The following is a 20889-nucleotide window of genomic DNA, read 5'->3' as shown; positions in this document are numbered from 1 at the left end:
TTTTTAGGGGGATTGGTTCGCTCAACGAGACCAAATACTCGTTATCTGACAATTATTCAGATTAACTGTAAAAAAGTCCCGATAACGGTATGAAGTACCCAAAACACCTTACCGAAAAAAAATGTTTTTAAACGAGGTATTTGTACAATCAGGTGCATTCAAATTCCGTAAATATGTAGTTTTGATTGAAAATATTCGATTTATAGCTTGTTGTATCGTTTGAAATCGGCTGCATAGGTCTAGATTTTTCCGGCAATTCAATAATCCCTTGTATAAATATCAACTCAATTTAAATGAAGATATCTATCCATATCTGCCAAAAATGGCATCATTACTATAAATCTCTTGATTGTACTATTTTCTAAAGAATAACCTCTAACCTCTTATTTTTAAAGAATAGGGTAAAATTTTTGTAGTTAGAAATTATTTGATAAGCTCAAATAATAAATGGAAGAACCTATAATATTCTTAAGCCTGTTTAGCTCTGTTTCTTTTAGTTGTAAAAGACAAAGCCTTTTTAACTCTACTATTACTTCTTCTGTATAAACGAGCAACTTCAGAATTCTTTTCAGCAGTAACCTCTTTTATTGTAGTTTCTGTTGCTACAGTCATTTCAATTGCTTCAATAGTTGTTTCAACTGTTGTTGCTTGAGCTTGTGCCGCTACTCCGATAAAAAGAACAAAAATTAAAGTTGCGATAGTTTTCATGACTGTTTGTTTTATATATATAAAACCCACAGACCCCGTTTTCAGGGAGATTGGTTCGTTCAACGAGACCAAATACTCGTTATCTGACAACTATTCAGATTAACTGTAAAAAAGTCTCGATAACGGTATGAAGCACTAAAAACACCTTACCGAAATAAAGTGTTTTTAATCCGTAAAATAGTATTATCAATTGCCTTAAAATTTACAAAAAGTAAGGTTTCATCAAAAACAATGTCATCAACTATAGCTATTGCAGCTTAAAGCTTATTTTTATCGATATGAACAAAGTATTTGATATTGAAAGGCTTGATCATGTTGCCATAAGAGTAAAAGATATGGCGGCTTCAATAGCCTGGTATAAAAAAGTATTAGGCCTAAAATCATACAAACTACCTAAATGGGGAGAATATCCAGTATTCCTATTATCTGGTAATGCCGGAATTGCTTTATTCCCAGCGGATGCTGAAGACAATCAAAAGCATGTAAAACCTGTGAATCTAAGAATTGACCATTTTGCCTTTCATGTTAACAATGAAAATCTTAAAAAGGCTATACAGCACTACGAATCTTTAAATCTTGAATATCACTTTAAGGATCATTACTATTATCATTCTATATATACCGATGATTTAGACGGACATACAGTTGAGCTTACATCGTTAATAGAAGAAAATTCATTTTTAAGTTAATTAAGCTTGTTTAGCTCTGTTTCTTTTAGTTGTAAAAGACAAAGCCTTTTTAACTCTACTATTACTTCTTCTGTATAAACGAGCAACTTCAGTATTCTTTTCAGCAGTAACCTCTTTTACTGTAGTTTCTGATGCTATAGTCATTTCAATTGCTTCAGTAGTTGTTTCAACTGTTGTTGCTTGAGCTTGTGCTGCTACTCCGATAAAAAGAACAAAAATTAAAGTTGCGATAGTTTTCATGACTGTTTGTTTTATATATATAAAACCCACAGACCCCGTTTTCAGGGAGATTGGTTCGTTCAACGAGACCAAATACTCGTTATCTGACAACTATTCAGATTAACTGTAAAAAAGTCTCGATAACGGTATGAAGCACTAAAAACACCTTACCGAAATAAAGTGCATTTCAACTTACTTAAAAAGGAAAACTATTTGTAGAATACTATGAAAAGCCTAATAAATTACCTCTTGGAGATGATTTTTCAAATATGCATATATAGCAAGACAATCATCAGTCGATAGAAGAACGTTAGCAGCTCCGGCATTTGCGATTGCTTGTTTTTCATTTTTAGCACCCACTAGTACTGAGGTGACACCTTTTTGCTGAATGGTCCAAGCAATTGCTATTTGAGCTACTGTACTGCTATGTTTTTCGGCTATGCCGTCTAAAAGGGACAATAATCCTTGAATAGATGACCATATATCTTCACGATAATAATCATAGAAACGCCCTCTATTATCGCCTTTCTCAAACTTTGGTAATTCTCTAAATTTACCTGTCAGAAGACCACCAGCCAAGGTACCGTATGAGATAATACCCATTAACTTTTTTTCACAAAAGGGCATAATATCATTTTCTATTTTTCTATTTAACATCGAATAATTAGGCTGTAAACAAACGATATCAGTCATTTGCTGTGCCTGCTCTATTAATTCAATAGAAAAATTTGAGACTGCCAAGTATCTGAATTTACCTTGTTGTTTATGCTTTAGCAATGCATTTATTGATTCTTCTAAAGGTGTATTGACATCTGGCCAATGTATATAATACAAATCAATACAATCTGTTTTTAATCGCTTTAAAGACTCTTCAATGTCCTTTTTAATATTCTTAGGGCTCAAATCTCTTAAATATTCAGTCTCAGTTCGTATCACGCCTGCTTTCGTAGCCACAATAACTTTATCTCTCTTGCCTTCAATAGCCTTAGCTACAACTGTTTCTGCATGTCCTGCGCCATAGGCAGGTGCTGTGTCAATAAAATTAACTCCTGAATCTATTGAGGCTTCTATGGCTCTTATTGACTCATTATCATCAACGGTTCCCCAAAAATCATTACCCATAGCCCAGGTACCTAAAGCAATTGATGAAACTTCTAAGTCTGTATTTGGTATTTTGGTGTATTTCATAATTGATATTTAAAGTTCGTGATTCATAATTAATTTAGGCACCTTCTTTGCGCAGCACCTCTAAAGGTGGACTTTTGATAACACTGCTACTGTTGAACAGGCCTATAAATAATACCAATAATGCAATTGCTGGTAGTATTACCAAAAATGGAATTATTGAAGGAACAAATGGAGTGTCAAAGACAAAATAAGCAAGCAACTGGCTACTAATTAGAGACAAAAGTATACCCACGCCTGCACCTAAAATGCCTAAATAAATATATTCTAAAGCCGTAATAGTAAGAATCTGACGGCTTTTAGCTCCAAGAGTTCTTAGGAGTACGTTTTCCTTTATACGTTGATATTTACTAGTTCTTACAGCACCTATTAGCACAATGATACCCGTTAGAATACTGAAAAATGCCATAAAATTGATAACCCATGTGATTTTATCTAAAATACCTTCAACTAAGTTTATCATTTGACGCAAATCTAGAATTGAAACTGTTGGAAATTTTCTAACTAAATCTTGTTGCAATTCTGCGGATGCTTGTGCATCGGGTACTTTGGTTGACAACACATGAAACTGAGGTGCATTTTCTAACACCTCTGTAGGAAATACTATTGAAAAATTCAATTGCATTCTTGCCCAATCAACCTCTCTAATACTCGCCACAATTGTTTTCATTAAAACCCCCTGTACATTAAAGGTCATTTTATCACCTACTTCTACTTTAGCATTACGTGCGACATTATCTGCTAAAGAAATAGGTATGAGGTTATCTATTTTGCTTTCATTCGTCCATTCACCAGATAAAAGTGTTTCTGAAGCAATGAGTGAATCTCGATAGGTAACCCTAAACTCGTGGTTTAGAACCCAATGATTTATTTCAGAGAGTGTATCCTTACGAATATCATTTGCTGCACGGCCGTTAATATCATGTACGCGCATTGTAACAATCGGAATATTATCGATAATTGGCAATCCTTTTACTGAAATTCTATCAATGACAGCATCCTTCTCATCAGTTTGAATATCTAATAATATAATATTCGGAGCCTTAGAACCAGCTTCTACACTTGCCTTCGCTAAAAGAAAGTCTTTAGTAAAATACAAATTGCTTATTAAAAAAGTACCAACACCAATTGCTAATACCATAACCATAGTTTGGCTATTCGTTCGATAAAGGTTCCTTAAACTTTGCTTCGCATTGAAACTCCAATTTACCGGAAAATATGTCTTTATTGTCCACATTAAGAGTTTCGCAATTCCTGCTAGAATAGAAAAAGTTACAACTACTCCTAATACAAAGCCAGATGCCAATTTAAAGCTATCTAAAAGCCAAAATGAAAAAAGATAAACAAAACAGACAATTGCTATTCCAATCAAAATAGTAGCTCTTTTCGATTTCTCAGAAGTATCTTCTTGTGCTCTTAGCACTTGTAGTGGTGAAATATACCAAGTGCTCATTAAAGCAGATAGCGCAAACAAGACTGCCATAAAAAGACCTAAAAATACACCCATTATAATAGGTTGTATTGCCCATGTTATTTGGACTTCAAATGGAAGAAACCCCTGTAATAACATCGGAAAAGACCATTGTAAAGCCAGACCTAGAAGCGTACCGATGATACCTCCTAAAAGTCCAATACCAGCAATCTGAATCAGATAAATAAGAAAAGCTTGTTTTCTAGTAGCGCCAATACATTTTAAAACTGCAACAGATTGTAATTTTTCTTTAATATAAATATGTACCGAACTGGCTATACCAATGCAACCAAGCAGTAAGGCAATGAAAGCTACCAAATTCAAAAACTTAGCAACATTTTCATATCTACGCCCTAATTGCCTTGCCGTAGATAAATGCGTATCAAGATCAGCATTCTCGGCATCAAGAATAGGATCAATAACCTCATCAAACTTTTTTAAATCTAAATCTGGATCTGCTACAAAATAGTAGTTATATCGAATTCGGCTACCTTTTTGAACAAGCCCTGTTTGTTCAATATATTTAAGAGGAATGAATACGGGTGGAGCAATAGTGGTGGTTAGACCAGTACTTCCAGGAGAAGAGCTCAAACTGCCTGAAATGGGTAAAGTCAGATTACCTACTTTTATTGAATCACCTACTTTTAGTTTAAATTGTAGCATTAAAGTTGCATCAACAAGAGCGCCCCCAGATTGCTGATATTCTTCAGATGCTGATTGCGGTTCTGTTAGCAATTCGCCATAAAAAGGAAAACCTCCTTCAACACCCCTCACTAATACTAGTTTAGTGGCTTCAGTATTAGAAAAAGTTGCCATTGACGGAAAACTAATCTCACGCCCATTAGCACCCCCTAACGAATCAACAATACCTAAAACTCTTTCATTTAGCTCATTATTACTGTCTATACGGTAATCTGCCCCCATCAAAGCTCTAGATTGAAGCGAAATATTGAATTTTAAATTTTCACTAAACGATTGAATTGAAACTACAGCCGCTATACCCAATATTATTGAAGCCATAAATAATAGAAGTCGCCTACTACTAGCTTTACAATCACGCCAAGCCATTTTCACCAACCAATAGTTACTGGCATTCACCTTTCTTTTGGGGTAACTCATGCTTGTATTTTACTTTCGTTGGATACTATTTTTCCGCCTCTTAATTTCAATATATGCTGTGTTCGTTGTGCTAATTCTAAATCATGTGTAACGATCACCAAAGTAGTATTTGCTTCTTGATTTAAATCGAATATTAACTGCGTTACCTTTGCTCCTGTTTCTTCATCAAGATTACCAGTAGGTTCATCTGCAAATAATATAGAAGGTTTGCTTGAAAAAGCTCGTGCAAGAGCAACACGTTGTTGTTCGCCACCTGATAATTGGGTCGGGTAATGATGAAATCTATCGGCTAGACCCACTTTATCTAATAATTCCATTCCAATTTTGGTTGTATTCTTAGCACCTTGTAACTCGAGTGGAACCGTTACATTTTCTAAAGCAGTTAAAGTTGGAAGCAACTGAAAGTTTTGAAAAATAAAACCTACCTCATTATTTCGAAGAATTGCACGCTCATCTTCATTCAAACTAGTTAAAGGGGTACCACACAATTCAACCTCTCCAGAACTTGGGCTATCAAGTCCGGCACATAAGCCAAGCAATGTTGTTTTACCACTGCCTGATGGGCCTACAATTGAGAAAGTTTCGCCTGCTTCAATTGAGAATGAAATGTCTTCTAAAACGGTCAGTTGACTTGTTCCGCTGTTATAGGTTTTTCTTAGATTACTAACGTTTAATATCTTTGCCATAAAGTTTTCAGGAATTTTCTTTTTCAGAGAGGACAAAATAAGCAAATCATTTCCATTTATGAAGCCGACAACTATGCACAAACTATTAAAGTTTCGTTATTTTTTATCCTTTTTCATACTATTTTCATGTGGCGAATCCTCAGAGAAAAAATCTAATACTGCAAATGAATCAGAAAATTCAGAACAAAAAGAGATTATTACAACTAATGACGACAAAACAATTTTGTTTTTTGGTGATAGTTTAACAGCCGGAATGGGACTAGATCCGGAAAATGCTTTTCCGGCATTAATTCAAGAAAAATTAGATTCTTTAGGTTATGGTTATTCCGTAATAAATTCTGGTTTGAGTGGTGAAACAACCACTAGTGGAAAAAATAGATTAGATTGGGTTTTAAACCAAAATACTGACATTTTTATACTTGAATTAGGAGCCAATGATGGTCTTAGAGGAATTCCACTCTCTGAAACTCGAAAAAATCTGCAAGATATCATAGATGCTGTTCATGAGAAAAACCCAGAAACTCAAATTATTATGGCTGGTATGCAGATTCCCCCTAATATGGGGCCTGAATACACCGAAGAGTTTAAAAAAATATTTCCGGAGTTGGCAGAAAAAAACAATCTGCTTTTAATTCCCTTTCTTCTAGAAGGAGTTGCTGGTGACCCAAATTTAAATCAAGCAGACGGTATTCATCCAACTATTGAGGGTCATAAAATTGTATCTAGCAATACTTGGCAAGTTTTGAAAGATATACTAAAGTAACAACCAACATATTAAACTAAAAACTTTTATAATTATAACGATTAAATGCAAATTATATGTGTTTAATGACTAATTATAATATTGATAAAAAACGAGAGTATATAGCTTCATCGTCTTGACTATTAATTTATAATGAACAACAATTTCAATATTTAAATGCACAAATTATTGATTTTCAATTATATATAAAATAATTTTAATTAATACTATTTCTGTTTTTTAGAATATCTTTATAGGAAATTACACGGAGTTATTTATCGAAAAAACTACCTATTAGTTGTTAAATGAAAAATTCTTCGATAATTTTGAAAAAAACATTGAATTACATTTTTAAATCAAAGACTATGAAAATTAACTTTATTACAAGAATTCTTGCTCTTGTTCTTCTGGGCTCATTTATTGTTGTTCCAGTTGCATGTAGCAGTGATGATGGCGGAGGTGATACTCCGAAAGAAGAAGTAACTCCTGTTGCTGACCCAACAAATTCAAGCACAACAATTGTTACAACTTCGCCAATTGTAGCTAATGGTTCAACAGCTTCTGCTGTAACAGTTACAATTGCGGATACAAAAGGTGTTAAATTCACAAAGAGTGCTGGCACAGTAGCTTTGTCGAGCACAGGTTCTGCAACCATTTCTGCTGTTACTGATAATGCAGACGGTACTTATTCAGCAACTGTAACAAATACAACCGTAGAGGATGTTACAATTTCAGGCACATTAGATGGTACTGCTATAACGGATACTGCTGAAATTACATTTTCTGCACCTCCTGTAGTGGACCCAACAAATGAAAATACAACTATAGACGCTACAGGAACGACAATCGTAGATGGCATATCAACTTCTACAGTTACGGTGCAATTAGCTGACACTAATGGTAATAAGTTTAAGTCAAGTGGTGGCGTCGTTGTCCTAACATCAACGGGTTCTGCCGATATATCTGCTGTTAGTGACAACGAAGATGGTACGTATACTGCAACAGTAACCAATAATGTAGAACAGACTGTAACTATTTCAGGTACTTTAGATGGGGTAGATATTACCAGTACCACCGATATAACATTCAATCCTGATGACTCTAATCCTGCACAAGAAGCGCCACAATCAACTGTGCCGTTAGGACCATCAATGGTACGAATTAATTGTGGTGGCCCAGAACTTACTTACGATGGCATAACTTTTATAGCGGACAATTATTTTAGTGAAGGAACTATAACCTACAGCAATGACCTATTGACTGAGATAAATAACACTGAAATGGATGAACTTTTTCTTACAGAAAGAGTGCCAGCTAACGGTCCATCACAAAAAGGACCAATGGTTTATAGAATTCCAGTAAATAACGGCACCTATACAATTAAACTATATTTTGCAGAAATTTACTGGGGTGTTGAAAATCCACTTGGAAAACAAGGTGGTAATGGAAGCAGAATATTTAATGCGACCATCGAAGACACCAAAATATTTACCGGTTATGACTTGCATAAAGATATAGGTGCTGCGGAACCGGATACACGTATGTACGATGTTGAAGTTACGGATGGAGAATTAACAATCTCTTTTGAAGCTACTGTAGATAAACCGAAAATATCAGCTATAGAAGTTTTAGGAAATGGTACTATAGGTTCTTGATCAATGATTTCAAATATGAAAAAAGCCTGTCAATTTATATTGACAGGCTTTTTTGTATCTTAATACAAGTAAGGTATAAATTCAATTGCGACTATTTATTTAAAGAAATTAGTTATGAAAAATATAAATGTATTCTTCCTATTGCTGTTTGTTGGTATCTCAACTAGCTGCCAATCTAAATCTGATAAAAAAAGCAATACTGATACTGGTAAAGATATTAGTCAACTTTCAAATTCAATTACTCAAGACTTAAGCTCTTATGAAACGGCATATTTTGCTAGTGGGTGCTTTTGGTGTGTTGAGGCAATTTTTGAAAGTGTGAAAGGTGTAAAAGAAGTTATTTCAGGTTATTCTGGTGGGACAGAAAAAAACCCAACATACGAACAAGTAGGCGGCGGATTAAGTTCACACGCTGAAGCAGTTGAAGTTTATTATGACCCAAAAATAATATCTTATACAGGCTTAGTTCAAGTGTTTTTTGGATCACATGACCCTACTACTTTAAATCGCCAAGGACCAGATCGTGGGCGTCAATATAGATCAATTGCATTTTACAAAAATGACGCTGAAAATAAAATACTTACCGACTATATTGCTCTTTTAACAAGTGAAAATGTTTATGATGGTAACACTATTACGACAGAGGTTACTCCCTTTAAAAAATTTTACAAAGCTGAAGATTACCATCAGGACTATGAACGAAACAATCCGAATAACTCCTATATCAAAAATGTTTCTGTTCCACGATTAAATCGTTTTAAAGCAAACTTTGGTGACTATTTAAAAACTGAAGCTACGCATTAGTCTATTACGACTAGAAATTATTTTCACATAGCGACCTATAAGTAGGTCGCTTTTTTATTTGTAAATTAGGTGCTTGTTCAAACTAACTTATCAAAATTATAATATGACGACAAGAAGAAACTTCATTAAAAAAACCTCCGCCGGAACAGCTGCTGTAACTTTAGGAGGACTTATTTTCCCTAAAAACAGTTATGCTAATATTCTAGGTGCAAATGACCATATTAATTGTGCAGTAATCGGTGTTCGTAGTCGTGCAAAAGCACATGTAATTGCAATAAATGCAGACCCAAACGCTAAAATAATTTACAGTTGTGATGTTGATGATGTCATCCTTGAAGAGCATAATGCTTGGTGCCAGAAGAATATCGGTTATGTACCTAAGGTTGAAAAAGACTTCCGAAAAGTTTTAGAAGATAAAGATGTAGATGCCGTTTTCATTGCTACCCCCGAACATTGGCATGCTCCTATGGCAATTATGGCATTGCAAGCCGGTAAGCATGTTTATGTTGAAAAACCATGTAGTCATAACCCTTATGAAAATGATTTACTTGTTGCCGCTCAAAAAAAATATGGTAAAAAGGTGCAAATGGGTAACCAACAGCGTTCTGCCAAAACTTCAATCTCAGCCGTCAATGATATTCGAAAAGGAATAATCGGAGAAGTTTACAAAGGTGAAGCCTATTATTCTAGCAATAGAGGGTCAATCGGAATCGGTAAAAAAATCGCTGTGCCTAAAACCTTAGATTGGGATTTATGGCAAGGACCAGCTCCTAGAAAAGATTATAAAGACAATATTCATCCATACAACTGGCATTGGTTCAAAAATTGGGGTACTGGTGAAATGCATAATAATGGCACACATGAGGTAGATATATGTCGTTGGGCCTTAGGTGTAGACTTACCTGAAAGTGTAACTTCATTCGGAGGAAAGTATACTTTTGATGATGATTGGGAATTTGTTGACAATCAGCAAGTAACATTTAAATATGCGGGAGATAAATTTATTACTTGGACAGGTCATAGTCGAGGTTTAATTAAACCTAAGCAACCAGGAAGAGGTATTACTATTTACGGAAGCAAAGGTTCAATAATGCTAGATCGAAACTTCTACCAACTTTATGGTCTTGATGGTGAACTTATAAAAGAAGAATTAGAAGGATCACAAAGTGCTACAACAAATACACAGGGTATCGGTGGTTTAGATGTTAATCATATTAGCAACTTCTTTGCTGGTATTCGTTCTGATGAATCTTTACGTGCTGAAATTAAAGATGCAAGTATTTCTACAATGCTTTGTCATTTAGGTAATATGGCGCAAGATGCTGGGGAAACTTTAAAAGTAGATACGGCAACTGGTAAAATTTTGAACAATGAAAATGCCATGAAAAACTGGAAACGAGAATATGCCAAGGGTTGGGAACCCAAATTGTAATTAATGAAAAGAAGGCAATTTATGATTAGAAGTGGTTTAGCCACTGTAGCTTTAACCACTTCTAATTTAGCTTTAGGACAAGTTTTTAAAGAAAGTCCAAACGATACGCTGAATATTGGTATTATCGGCATAGGTAATCGTGGTACTGGTTTGATTCAATTTATCAATCAAATACCAAATTTTAATGTAACAGCCTGTTGTGATATTATCCCAACAAGATTAGAAAAAGCCATTCAAAATGTTGATGGTTCACCAGAAGCATATAAGGATTATCGTAAACTTTTTGATTATGCTGATGTTGACGCCATACTAGTGGCAACACCCTTAAACTCACATTCAAAGATAGCAATAGATGCATTAGCAGCAGCTAAACATGTCTATTGTGAAAAAACTATGGCCAAAGGCTATGAAGGCATTTCTAATTTAATTGGAAAAGTCAATGATTCAGATAGAATTTTTCAAACGGGCCATCAATATCATAGTTCCCAATTATATGTGCAAGTAGTTGAATTAATTAAAAGCGGTAAAATTGGCAAGATTAAAGCCTTTGAATGCCAATATAACATAAATGGTGATTGGCGTAAACCGGTTTCAGAACCTGGCTTAGAGCGTTTAATTAATTGGAGGATGTATCGTGAATTTTCTGGGGGCCTTACAGCCGGACCGTGTTCGCATCAAATCGACTTTGTGAATTGGGTGTTAGATGCGGTACCACAAAATGTTATAGGAGTTGGTGGTAACGATTATTGGAAAGATGGTAGAGAAATATTTGATAACATCCATTTAACATATAGCTACCCTAACGGAGTTAAGGCTAAATTTAAATGTCTCAACTGTAATGCAAAAGATGATTATAAAATAAAGGTAATAGGAGACAAAGGCACTATTATTCTTGACTATGAAAAAGCGTGGTTTTATCCCGAAGGAAAATATAATAAAGAACTTGTCAATGTAGATGGTGATTCTAACGAAACTGTTAATTGGGATGAAGAAAAAGACACTCGAATTGAAGTCACCCAGGAAGACCCTAGTAAACAAGCTTTAATTGATTTTCGAAATAATGTAGTAGAAAACAAGATGCCTACTTCAAATGTAAATACTGGTGCTAAAACTGCAATTGCAGTTCAAATGGCTTTAGATGCTATGCAGAAAGAAGAAATAATAAATTGGAATACTACACTTGGTGTTTGAATGTGGATATTCAACAGCTAATTATTGTAAAATTACTTCACTGTATTTTGAAGTAATTTGAATTTTTTTGTCATCATTCATATTTAAATGATGGCCTTTATTTTGAACTACTCCATTATTTTCAGTTTTACTTAAACTCAAACTGCTGGGTTTAGTTAATTTCGAATTTTCACTTTTAACATTTATACTAAATGAAGTATTCGGCAATTGCAAAATTAATTCAGCATTTTGAAGTGCTACATCTATATTTTTAAAATTATTAGAGATTGATTCGATGTGTATCGGTCCGAAATTATTAGTTGCTTTTAGCGACTGTAACAAATGGTTAATTGTGATCTCTGAGGATGTTGAATTTAAATTTAAGTTTCCGACTTCATTCAATAAAACCTGCTCAGAATAATTGGACTCTAATTCACCCACATTCCAGTATTGAACGCTTATTGGGGAGTAAGACGCAATAATCGTAGTATCCTCACCATCTATAGTTTTTGCTTGCAATCTTGCATGGGATAGGGTGGCATTTAAGTTCTTAGTATTCTCAGCTAGCTTAACTTCTCCATGCTTTATGTTCATTTTCAACTTAACTGATTTAGGCATCTTAATTTTAATCGTTTTTTTGATTTTAAAATTACCTTCTCCTCTATTTTTTCTAAAGTTAAAAATGTTTGAACTTCCAGTACTCATACTGTCATTGTGAATAAACATATTTTGAGTTGAACCCCTTTGTCTGCTTATTTCTGCTCTTTGTTTTGCTCTTTCATTTCTTTGAACATGTAATTCTTGTCGTTGTTCTTGCAACTCCTGTCGTTGCTCAGCTCGTTCCTCCAACCTCTCTGCTCTTGCCTCTATTCTTTCTGCATGTTCAATACGGCGTTGCTGCAATCTTTCTGCACGTTCTTCCATTCGTTTCCCCCACTCTTCAATCTTCTTTTCATAATCCTTATCAAAGCCTTTGGAAAATTCTTTTTGCCATTTTTTCATGTATACTTCACCATCCTTTTTATAAGCTTCATGATCAAACTTATGAAAATTAGCATTTGGTAATGGTGGCATTTCTTCAAACTCAATCAGCTCAATTATTTCTGATACTTCAGGCATTTCTGGCATTTCAAAATGAAAATTGAGATTTGAAAATAAATTAGAATTAAATGCCATGTTACCTTCAGAGGTTACTTCTATTTTTTGGCTATTACCCATAATCATTATGGGATTATTTTCAAAATATCGTTCAGCCTCATCTTCTGAAATCTCAGATAATTCGATAGTAGCTTCAATAACAACTTCATTTTTACCCCAAGTTTCAAATTCAATATCAGCATGACTTGTATTGATTTCTATTACCGCATCATTGCTAACATTAAAAGACTCTTTATACGTCTTACTTTGATTTTGACCATATACTCCTAGGCTGATGAAACATAAGAGTAAGGTCGTGATTTTATAAAATATTGACTTGTTCATTTTTTGATGATTTTAATTCGTTTAACTTAATTTTTAATCTTTTTAATAGTTGTAATCGCAACTGTAAATTTTCAATTAATGCGTTTATTGTTTGATCATTTGGGCCAATTTCATTCAGTTCAATATTTAATTTTTCATAATCCACATTTAACACCTCTAATTGATTTAAATAACTATCAATCAAATCTTTATTATCTTCTGTTAATTCTAATTTTGAAATTTCAAGATTGATAGTTGAAACATAATAATTCTCTACTTGCTTTAAATCAGGTGATAAATCTCCTAACGAGTATACTCCATCCTTTTTAATTGGATCACCCTTTTCTACTACCTTAGTATCTACTGAATTTGCTTCATTTTTATTGATAAAGAAAAAAGTTGTCCCAACTAGTATTACAATCGAAGCTGCCACTTTCCAAAGTAAAAAAGTAGCTTTTTTAGCTATCGGAAGTTCATTCTCTAAGCGCTCTAAAAAACGTTTTTCATGACCTGAACGCATTTTATCTGTTGTTTCTGAATGATCATTCTTAAAAATCTCTCTTAAATCTTTTGACATATTTAAACTATTTTAATAATGCTCTTAAATAGCCTTTTCCACGTAATAAACGTGTTCTACAGGCCGACTCAGAAAGATTCAATATTTGCGCAATTTCTGAATGGTCATATCCTTCAACCAAAAATAGTCTGACCACATATTTATATTTTTCTGGCAACTCATCCATCTTATTCTTCACTTCATGTACAGTTACGGCATCAGGTACAGACCAATCTTCATCTTCTACAATCTTTAAATGTGTCTCGTCCATTTCAACACGAATCTCTTTCTTAGCTTTAATAAAATCAAGACTTCTATTAATAACAATTCTCTTAAGCCAAGCACCAAAAGTAACCTCACCACTATACTGTTCTATTTTTTGAAAGGCTTTTATAAAAGACTCTTGAACAACATCTTCAGCATCATCATTATTTTTCAATAAACCTAAAGCAACATAAAACATAGCATCACAATACTGCTTATATAGTTTTAATTGGGCTTTACGATCGTTGGCTTTACACCTTTCTACCAAATCAATTTGAAACATTCGGTTGGTTTCGAGTACTAATTATTGTTATTGTTTTCTTAAAGACGATTAAAAAATCAGGTTGTTGCAAAAAACATTTATTTTTATGTTGCCTTAAATAAAATAGATTGAAACAAGTTACAATAAGCACGCCTTTTATTACACTAATCGTTCTCGACTATGGCGCTCGTATTCAAAAGTTGCTGGTTAAGGATAAGTTTGGAAAATCAACCAATGCAGTTGTTGGTTATGATTTTGCTGCTAATTATTTAGAGGACACTTCATGTTTAGGAGCCTCAATTGGCAGATATGCCGGAAGAATTTCTAATGCTAGTTTTGAACTAGATCGTGAAAAATTTGATCTTTTTGTTCAGCATGGTGTACATCTGCATGGTGGAAAAGAAGGGTTTCATAAAAAATATTGGAAATTTGAATCTGTTGATTACGGTAATGAGCCTGAAGTGACATTATCTTATTTAAGCAAACATTTAGAAGAAGGTTATCCGGGAAATTTAAAAACCACTGTCACATACAAATTGATAAACAATGCACTGTATATAACTTATAGTGCTGTAACCGATAGAACCACCGTAGTAAATCTTACGAATCATTCTTATTTTAAACTTGATGACGCTAAAAGCATTGACCAACATTATTTAAAATTGAATTGCCCTGATTATTTAGAAACGCAAGATAATTTATTACCTACCGGAAAATTGTTGCCAGTAAAGGGCACTGATTATAATTTTTTGGATGTAAAACCTATTGCTGATAAGAAACTTGACACGACATTTACGGTCGGTCTAAATAGCCAAATGGTCGCCAATTTATATTCAAAAAAATCGGGAATTTCTATGGAAGTTTCTACAAATCAACCGGGTGTTGTTGTGTACACGCCTTCGCATTTTTCTGGAATATGTTTTGAGACTCAAAATTTTCCGGATGCTCCAAATAAGAAGCATTTTCCAAATAGCATTCTTAGGCCTGGTGAGAACTATTCAAACAAAAGTAAATTCAAATTTGATTTAATATAAAAACCCCGTATTTGAAAAAATACAGGGTTTCATTCATTATCTTAAAAAATTACTATTCATCTAGTAGCAAATTCAATTTTACTGTAATATTATCTCTAGTCGCTTTACTGTATGGGCAAATTTCATGTGCAGCATTTACTAAATCTTCGCCTTTTTTCTTATCTACAGTTGGCAAGTAAGCGTCTAAAACCGCTCCAAGAAAAAAACCTTCTTCTTCTTTATTGAATGAAATAGTAGCAGTTACACTAAAATCACCTAAATCTTTTACCCCGTGACTTGGTGCAATTGCCTCAATGGCTCCTGCAAAACAGGTGGCATATGCTGCAGCAAATAATTGTTCCGGATTTGTTTTTTCATTGTCTGCATTACCATCTGCATCAGGCATTTCAATTCCAAAATCTATTGGCCCTTCTTCAGATTTTACATGACCTGATCTTCCACCTTTATTTGTTGCTTTTGTTTTAAAAATAGTTTTCATATAATCTTTATTTTATTTGACTCATTATAATACTTACATGATCAAATTACGAAAATTCAGTATTAAAATTATGTGAAATCTTGGGTAATTAAAATTAAATGCTAGTTGTGAAAATGGTTTAGTAATTTTATAGAAAATCTAAAGAAAAGAAATATGAAAATTTTTAAATGGTTAGCGGCCTTAGTGGTAGTAATATTATTAGTTCTATTTGTTGGTATGCCATATATGCAACAACAAACGAAAAAACATAGCCCTGAAAAAATCAGTAGTTTTCAACAAAACGGATTAGATCTTGAAGTTAAATATTCAAGTCCTTCAAAAAAAGGGCGTGTGATTTTTGGTGAGCTTGTACCGTATGACCTTGTATGGAGAACCGGTGCTAATGAGCCCACAACCTTCACCACAAAAACAGATATTAAAATTATTGACAAAAAACTAAATGCGGGTACTTATTCACTTTGGACAATACCAGGCGAACAATCATGGAAAGTTATGTTCAATGAAGAAATTCCTGATTGGGGTGTAACCGTTTTAAGTGGAGGAAAAGAAACAACCCGTGATGAGGCAGCTGATTTTATTCGAGTAGAAATTCCAGTTAAAAAATTATCTGAACCTGTAGAAAATTTCACCATTGATTTTGAAAATTCAAAGCAATTAAACCTTATACTTTCGTGGGATGACACCCAAATAGTTGTACCAATCAATAAGTAATTTTGAGTATTGACAGCAATAAAAGCGATTTGAGAATTTCGGAAATCAAAGCTATTCGAAAAGCTAAGATTCCCGTAGAAAATCTTTTTGAAGGTATTAAAATTAACGAAAAAACGGCACTAGGTCGGGCGATTACTTTAGCAGAAAGTAACAACCAAAACCATAGAATTGCTGCTCAAGATTTAATTGAACGCTGTCTTACAATCAAATCTTCTTCAATAAGGGTAGGCATTACTGGTGTACCAGGGGTTGGTAAAAGCACCTTTATTGAGACCTTAGGAAAAAACCTTACGGTCTTAGGAAATAAAGTTGCCGTTCTAGCGGTTGACCCCACTAGCACAAAAAACAAGGGAAGCATTCTAGGAGATAAAACAAGAATGCAACAGTTGTCACTAGACCCAAATGCTTTTATCAGACCATCGCCTGCTGGCGAATCTTTAGGTGGAGTTGCACAAAAAACAAAAGAAGCTATAATAATCTGTGAAGCAGCTGGGTATGACATTATTTTAGTTGAAACTGTTGGCGTGGGTCAAAGTGAAGTTGCTGTTCATAATATGGTCGATTTTTTTCTGGTGCTAAAATTGAGCGGCGCTGGCGATGAACTTCAAGGTATAAAAAGAGGTATTCTTGAATTGGCAGATGCAGTAGTAATAAATAAAGCTGATGGCAATAATATAACCGCAGCAAATATGGCCGTAAAAGAATTCACTAGAGCCTTACACTTAAACCCTGCTAAAGAAAATGGATGGGTAACAAAAGTAATAGCTTGTTCAGCGATAGAGAATTCTGGTATTCAAGAAATATGGACAATGATAACCAACTACATTAAAAACAATCGTGAATCTGGCTACTTTGATGAACACAGAAATGAGCAAAATAAATTTTGGTTAATTCAAACTATTGAAAACCGCTTAATTGAAAATTTTTATCAAGATAAAGCTATTCAAAGTGAACTAGAGAATCAATTGAAAAAGGTTTCACAGGGTAGAACTTCACCTTTTAATGCGGCAGAAAAACTCTTAAACCTAGCCAAGAAACATACAGATTAAAGCAATTTCATCTAGCCAATTTGGCTTGAACAGAAAGTAACAATTTTGCAAATATCCATCCGAATAAAGTACCGAAAAACATTCCTGTAATTACATCAAATGGAAAATGCACTCCAATATATATTCTACTGTATGCAACTAATGAAGCCCATAATAAGATAAAGATTGCCATAGGCAATCGATTCTTTTTCAATATTAAAGAAAAGAAAATTGCAATAGCATAAGAATTTGCTGCATGAGCTGAATAATAACCATATAGCCCTCTATGCTCACATGAATCTTGAACTTGACGCATTAACACATTTACATCTGTATCAAAACATGGGCGTAGGCGTTGAAATCCGTATTTAAAAAAATTAGCCAACTGATCAACGCAAAGTATCATGAGCGCAACTGCAATTAGAACATAGATCGTATTTTTTATACCAAACTGACGATAAGAAAAAAACAGTAATAAAAAGTAAATAGGAATTGAATTCCATTTGTGGGTAACAAAAACCCAAAAGCCATCCCAAGTTGTATTTCCAAGGCTATTGAGAAATAGAAAAAACTCTTTATCTAATTGCAGAATAGATTCCATATGACAATTTAATCTTCATAGCGTGCAACTTCCCTATCATAAAAATCGGTTGCACCATCTATTAACGATTGCATTTCCTCTTTTAAGTCAGCCTCATCTTCCTTAGAAAATTCTTCAAACCATTCAACTTCATCATTCTCAAGATTTATTATAAATCGAGGATACTCTGTATGTACAATATAAATTGCGTTCGGAAAATCAGTGTTATCGCCTAATATATATTTCGGTAAGTCCATTTAAAATATTTTAAAAATAATAACCAATGACCACATAAAATGTTTTCAGAAACCTATTCTAAAATTAATTTTTTAGTCAAATAATTGAATCGAATATACAACATAATAGCAGATGCTGTCAGGCCCGATAAAAGTCCTATCCATATTCCAACACTTGCAAGTTCAGTGTGTAAACCTAAATAATAGCACAACGGAAAACCTATTCCCCAGTAGGCAAAAAGGGTAATCCACGTTGGAATTTTCACATCTTGTAATCCACGTAAAGCCCCTAAGACTACTACCTGAATTCCATCTGAAATTTGAAACACCGCAGCTACTAATAGTAATTGTGCTGTTAAAGCAATCACTTCTGTATTATCTGCTAAATTTTCTAAATCACTCTGATCTAAGTATAAGGTTGGAAACCAATTTTTACCAATCAGAAATAAAATAGCAAAAATAACCTCTAAAATGAATGTTAGTAAAAATATAGAAAAAGCAATTCGCCTTAATTCTTTAAAATTACCAAGACCCTTTTGATTACCCACACGAATCATTGCCGCAACACTTAAACCCATGCCTACCATAAAAGTCATACTCGCCAAATTCAAGGCTATTTGGTTGGCCGCTTGAGGATTTTTACCCAATACGCCACTCAACCATATAGCAGCCGTGAAAATAACAACCTCAAAAAACATTTGTAAAGCCGAAGGGAAACCAAGATTAATAATTTTCTTCATTACTCTCTTTTCAATCTTCTTAAAATTGAAACCGGTAACGTAGTCATGAAATCTCTTTTTATTTTTAAGCATTAACCATATGAATAAAATCATTACAATTCGTGAAACCAACGTACCAATTGCAGCACCAATTATACCCATTTTTGGAAAACCAAAGGTGCCAAAAATCAATAGGTAGTTTAGAATTATATTCAAAATATTGGCAATAACCGCAGCGTACATTGGGTACTTGGTTTGAGAAAGACCTTCTGAAAACTGTTTAAAAGCCTGAAAAATAACTAGAGGCACTAATGATAATGCCACCAAATCTAGATACGGCATTGCAAGGTCAACCACTTCGGGCGGTTGATTCATATAATACAACACTGGCTTACAAAGTATAATCACTCCAAAAAGTGACAAACCTATTAATGTGCATAAAATTAAGCCATGCTTAAATGCACTCTTTGCTTCCCCTTTTTTTCCTGCACCATCTGCTTCCGCAACTAATGGCGTAATTGCTGTTGAAAAACCAATGCCAAATGACATTCCTATAAATACAAAACTACTACCCAGAGAAACAGCTGCAAGTTCAGCTGTGCCTAATTGCCCTACCATCACATTATCAGCAAACTGTACCAAGGTGTGACCTATTAACCCTAAAATTACAGGATAAGCTAATTTTAAATTGTATTTGAATTCTTTAAAATATTGTTGCAAAAAAATAGAATTTAGAGCCGCGAAGTTAATTGTTATTTAACTATAAAAACATGTATCCTTTTATAATACTAACCTACAATTTTTACTAATCATTTTTCTTAGACTCTTCCCAATACACATCCATTTCTTGTAGGCTCATTTCACTTAATGTTTTATTTAACTCTTTTGCTTTTGCCTCTAAAAATTGAAATCGCTTAATGAATTTTTTATTCGTGCGCTCTAATGCATTTTCCGGATTTATTTTTAAAAAACGTGCATAGTTGACCATTGAAAACATAACGTCGCCAAACTCTGCTTCCATTTTCTCTGTGTTTCCAACTTTTACTTCATCAGTAAACTCTTGAAGTTCTTCTTGCAATTTCTCAAACACTTGCTCAGGTTCTTCCCAATCAAAACCAACACCAGCCACTTTGTCTTGTATTCTATTCGCTTTTACAAGTGAAGGCAAACCTCGGGGAACACCTTCTAAGACACTTTTCTTACCTTCCTTCAATTTAATTTGCTCCCAATTTCGCTTAACATCCTCTTCATCATTTACTGTCACATCACCATAAATATGTGGGTGCCTATTAATTAATTTATCACATATGTTATTTGCTACATCCGCAATATCAAAATCATTTGTTTCAGACCCGATTTTCGCATAGAAAATAATGTGCAATAATACATCACCAAGCTCTTTTTTCACCTCCTCTAAATCATTATCTAAAATGGCATCACCCAATTCATACGTTTCTTCTATAGTTAGATGTCGTAAACTTTGCATGGTTTGTTTTTTGTCCCATGGGCATTGCTCACGCAGCTCATCCATTATAGTTAATAAGCTATCGAAGGCTACTAATTGTTCTTTTCTACTGTTCATTTTAAAGCGTTTGAGCAAAAGTACAAATACAGAAACAGACAGTGTCCGTATTATTTACTACTTTAGAGGTCGTTCAAAATTGAAAATAATTTTATATA

At 33.9% G+C, this 20889-nt stretch carries 22 protein-coding genes; 9 read left to right on the top strand and 13 right to left on the bottom strand.

The window, feature by feature from the left end:
- Positions 1–468: 468 nt before the first annotated feature.
- On the bottom strand, positions 469–708 hold the full coding sequence (locus tag JQC67_RS10010) for a hypothetical protein (protein WP_203252673.1): 240 nt from the start codon (positions 706–708) through the stop codon (positions 469–471).
- A gap of 278 nt (positions 709–986) precedes the next feature.
- On the opposite strand from JQC67_RS10010, the gene JQC67_RS10005 reads away from it, so the two are divergent.
- Positions 987–1397, top strand: a complete 411-nt coding sequence (locus tag JQC67_RS10005) for a VOC family protein (RefSeq protein WP_203252672.1) — start codon at positions 987–989, stop codon at positions 1395–1397.
- On the opposite strand, the gene JQC67_RS10000 is transcribed toward JQC67_RS10005, so the two are convergent.
- The 4 genes from JQC67_RS10000 to JQC67_RS09985 all read right to left on the bottom strand — a co-directional run bounded on the left by JQC67_RS10000 (position 1398) and on the right by JQC67_RS09985 (position 6077).
- A complete protein-coding gene (locus JQC67_RS10000; RefSeq protein WP_203252671.1) occupies positions 1398–1637 on the bottom strand; it encodes a hypothetical protein in 240 nt (79 codons plus the stop codon).
- Positions 1638–1850: 213 nt separating this feature from the next.
- Positions 1851–2804 (bottom strand): aldo/keto reductase, encoded by a 954-nt coding sequence (locus JQC67_RS09995; protein WP_203252670.1) that lies wholly within the window; start codon positions 2802–2804, stop codon positions 1851–1853.
- A 34-nt stretch (positions 2805–2838) separates the two neighbouring features.
- Positions 2839–5391 (bottom strand): ABC transporter permease, encoded by a 2553-nt coding sequence (locus JQC67_RS09990; protein WP_238934562.1) that lies wholly within the window; start codon positions 5389–5391, stop codon positions 2839–2841.
- The gene (locus tag JQC67_RS09985; RefSeq protein WP_203252669.1) at positions 5388–6077 is read right to left on the bottom strand and encodes an ABC transporter ATP-binding protein; all 690 of its coding nucleotides are present in this window, start codon (positions 6075–6077) and stop codon (positions 5388–5390) included. The genes JQC67_RS09990 and JQC67_RS09985 overlap by 4 nt, the downstream gene beginning before the upstream one ends.
- A 73-nt stretch (positions 6078–6150) precedes the next feature.
- Between JQC67_RS09985 and JQC67_RS09980 the strand changes: the two genes are divergently transcribed.
- The 5 genes from JQC67_RS09980 to JQC67_RS09960 all read left to right on the top strand — a co-directional run bounded on the left by JQC67_RS09980 (position 6151) and on the right by JQC67_RS09960 (position 11901).
- Positions 6151–6840 (top strand): arylesterase, encoded by a 690-nt coding sequence (locus JQC67_RS09980; protein ID WP_203252668.1) that lies wholly within the window; start codon positions 6151–6153, stop codon positions 6838–6840.
- 344 nt (positions 6841–7184) lie between these two features.
- Positions 7185–8474: an invasin domain 3-containing protein gene (locus JQC67_RS09975; RefSeq protein WP_203252667.1), complete on the top strand. Its 1290-nt coding sequence runs from the start codon at positions 7185–7187 to the stop codon at positions 8472–8474.
- Positions 8475–8588: 114 nt separating this feature from the next.
- Positions 8589–9278, top strand: a complete 690-nt coding sequence (msrA, locus tag JQC67_RS09970) for a peptide-methionine (S)-S-oxide reductase MsrA (RefSeq protein WP_203252666.1) — start codon at positions 8589–8591, stop codon at positions 9276–9278.
- Between the two features lie 103 nt (positions 9279–9381).
- A complete protein-coding gene (locus JQC67_RS09965) occupies positions 9382–10710 on the top strand; it encodes a Gfo/Idh/MocA family protein (protein ID WP_203252665.1) in 1329 nt (442 codons plus the stop codon).
- Between the two features lie 3 nt (positions 10711–10713).
- A complete protein-coding gene (locus JQC67_RS09960; protein WP_203252664.1) occupies positions 10714–11901 on the top strand; it encodes a Gfo/Idh/MocA family protein in 1188 nt (395 codons plus the stop codon).
- 21 nt (positions 11902–11922) lie between these two features.
- Here JQC67_RS09960 and JQC67_RS09955 read toward each other — a convergent pair whose 3' ends face one another.
- Genes JQC67_RS09955 through JQC67_RS09945 form a run of 3 tightly spaced genes read right to left on the bottom strand, consistent with a single transcriptional unit; the run spans position 11923 to position 14444 of the window.
- On the bottom strand, positions 11923–13362 hold the full coding sequence (locus JQC67_RS09955) for a hypothetical protein (RefSeq protein ID WP_203252663.1): 1440 nt from the start codon (positions 13360–13362) through the stop codon (positions 11923–11925).
- Complete coding sequence (locus JQC67_RS09950; RefSeq protein ID WP_203252662.1) at positions 13340–13918, bottom strand: hypothetical protein; 579 nt, start codon at positions 13916–13918, stop codon at positions 13340–13342. Before JQC67_RS09950 ends, JQC67_RS09955 begins: the two co-directional genes overlap by 23 nt.
- 7 nt (positions 13919–13925) lie before the next feature.
- Positions 13926–14444: an RNA polymerase sigma factor gene (locus JQC67_RS09945; RefSeq protein ID WP_203252661.1), complete on the bottom strand. Its 519-nt coding sequence runs from the start codon at positions 14442–14444 to the stop codon at positions 13926–13928.
- Positions 14445–14551: 107 nt separating this feature from the next.
- On the opposite strand from JQC67_RS09945, the gene JQC67_RS09940 reads away from it, so the two are divergent.
- Positions 14552–15457, top strand: coding sequence for an aldose epimerase family protein (locus JQC67_RS09940; protein WP_203252660.1), 906 nt, complete (start codon positions 14552–14554; stop codon positions 15455–15457).
- 52 nt (positions 15458–15509) lie between these two features.
- On the opposite strand, the gene JQC67_RS09935 is transcribed toward JQC67_RS09940, so the two are convergent.
- A complete protein-coding gene (locus tag JQC67_RS09935) occupies positions 15510–15935 on the bottom strand; it encodes an Ohr family peroxiredoxin (protein ID WP_203252659.1) in 426 nt (141 codons plus the stop codon).
- A 153-nt stretch (positions 15936–16088) separates the two neighbouring features.
- Between JQC67_RS09935 and JQC67_RS09930 the strand changes: the two genes are divergently transcribed.
- A complete protein-coding gene (locus JQC67_RS09930) occupies positions 16089–16646 on the top strand; it encodes a DUF2911 domain-containing protein (RefSeq protein WP_203252658.1) in 558 nt (185 codons plus the stop codon).
- 29 nt (positions 16647–16675) lie between these two features.
- Positions 16676–17695, top strand: coding sequence for a methylmalonyl Co-A mutase-associated GTPase MeaB (gene meaB, locus JQC67_RS09925; protein WP_238934560.1), 1020 nt, complete (start codon positions 16676–16678; stop codon positions 17693–17695).
- Positions 17696–17702: 7 nt separating this feature from the next.
- Here meaB and JQC67_RS09920 read toward each other — a convergent pair whose 3' ends face one another.
- The 4 genes from JQC67_RS09920 to mazG form a co-directional block, all read right to left on the bottom strand.
- Positions 17703–18275: a phosphatase PAP2 family protein gene (locus tag JQC67_RS09920; RefSeq protein ID WP_203252656.1), complete on the bottom strand. Its 573-nt coding sequence runs from the start codon at positions 18273–18275 to the stop codon at positions 17703–17705.
- Positions 18276–18283: 8 nt separating this feature from the next.
- Complete coding sequence (locus tag JQC67_RS09915) at positions 18284–18511, bottom strand: hypothetical protein (RefSeq protein WP_203252655.1); 228 nt, start codon at positions 18509–18511, stop codon at positions 18284–18286.
- 53 nt (positions 18512–18564) lie between these two features.
- Complete coding sequence (locus JQC67_RS09910; RefSeq protein ID WP_203253239.1) at positions 18565–19935, bottom strand: MATE family efflux transporter; 1371 nt, start codon at positions 19933–19935, stop codon at positions 18565–18567.
- Between the two features lie 79 nt (positions 19936–20014).
- Complete coding sequence (gene mazG, locus JQC67_RS09905; RefSeq protein ID WP_203252654.1) at positions 20015–20791, bottom strand: nucleoside triphosphate pyrophosphohydrolase; 777 nt, start codon at positions 20789–20791, stop codon at positions 20015–20017.
- Positions 20792–20889 lie beyond the last annotated feature (98 nt).

The sequence above is a fragment of the Aurantibacter crassamenti genome, from assembly GCF_016811105.1.
GTDB classification, from domain to species: domain Bacteria; phylum Bacteroidota; class Bacteroidia; order Flavobacteriales; family Flavobacteriaceae; genus Aurantibacter_A; species Aurantibacter_A crassamenti.
Note: the sequence above shows the minus strand (reverse complement) of the source record. Positions and strands in the feature narration are given on the sequence as shown.

Bases quoted from the DNA above. Each gene is read 5' to 3' on its own strand.
- JQC67_RS10010 (WP_203252673.1), bottom strand. From the start codon at position 708: ATGAAAACTATCGCAACTTTAATTTTTGTTCTTTTTATCGGAGTAGCG.
- JQC67_RS10005 (WP_203252672.1), top strand. From the start codon at position 987: ATGAACAAAGTATTTGATATTGAAAGGCTTGATCATGTTGCCATAAGA.
- JQC67_RS10000 (WP_203252671.1), bottom strand. From the start codon at position 1,637: ATGAAAACTATCGCAACTTTAATTTTTGTTCTTTTTATCGGAGTAGCA.
- JQC67_RS09995 (WP_203252670.1), bottom strand. From the start codon at position 2,804: ATGAAATACACCAAAATACCAAATACAGACTTAGAAGTTTCATCAATT.
- JQC67_RS09990 (WP_238934562.1), bottom strand. From the start codon at position 5,391: ATGAGTTACCCCAAAAGAAAGGTGAATGCCAGTAACTATTGGTTGGTG.
- JQC67_RS09985 (WP_203252669.1), bottom strand. From the start codon at position 6,077: ATGGCAAAGATATTAAACGTTAGTAATCTAAGAAAAACCTATAACAGC.
- JQC67_RS09980 (WP_203252668.1), top strand. From the start codon at position 6,151: ATGCACAAACTATTAAAGTTTCGTTATTTTTTATCCTTTTTCATACTA.
- JQC67_RS09975 (WP_203252667.1), top strand. From the start codon at position 7,185: ATGAAAATTAACTTTATTACAAGAATTCTTGCTCTTGTTCTTCTGGGC.
- msrA (WP_203252666.1), top strand. From the start codon at position 8,589: ATGAAAAATATAAATGTATTCTTCCTATTGCTGTTTGTTGGTATCTCA.
- JQC67_RS09965 (WP_203252665.1), top strand. From the start codon at position 9,382: ATGACGACAAGAAGAAACTTCATTAAAAAAACCTCCGCCGGAACAGCT.
- JQC67_RS09960 (WP_203252664.1), top strand. From the start codon at position 10,714: ATGAAAAGAAGGCAATTTATGATTAGAAGTGGTTTAGCCACTGTAGCT.
- JQC67_RS09955 (WP_203252663.1), bottom strand. From the start codon at position 13,362: ATGAACAAGTCAATATTTTATAAAATCACGACCTTACTCTTATGTTTC.
- JQC67_RS09950 (WP_203252662.1), bottom strand. From the start codon at position 13,918: ATGTCAAAAGATTTAAGAGAGATTTTTAAGAATGATCATTCAGAAACA.
- JQC67_RS09945 (WP_203252661.1), bottom strand. From the start codon at position 14,444: ATGTTTCAAATTGATTTGGTAGAAAGGTGTAAAGCCAACGATCGTAAA.
- JQC67_RS09935 (WP_203252659.1), bottom strand. From the start codon at position 15,935: ATGAAAACTATTTTTAAAACAAAAGCAACAAATAAAGGTGGAAGATCA.
- JQC67_RS09930 (WP_203252658.1), top strand. From the start codon at position 16,089: ATGAAAATTTTTAAATGGTTAGCGGCCTTAGTGGTAGTAATATTATTA.
- JQC67_RS09920 (WP_203252656.1), bottom strand. From the start codon at position 18,275: ATGGAATCTATTCTGCAATTAGATAAAGAGTTTTTTCTATTTCTCAAT.
- JQC67_RS09915 (WP_203252655.1), bottom strand. From the start codon at position 18,511: ATGGACTTACCGAAATATATATTAGGCGATAACACTGATTTTCCGAAC.
- mazG (WP_203252654.1), bottom strand. From the start codon at position 20,791: ATGAACAGTAGAAAAGAACAATTAGTAGCCTTCGATAGCTTATTAACT.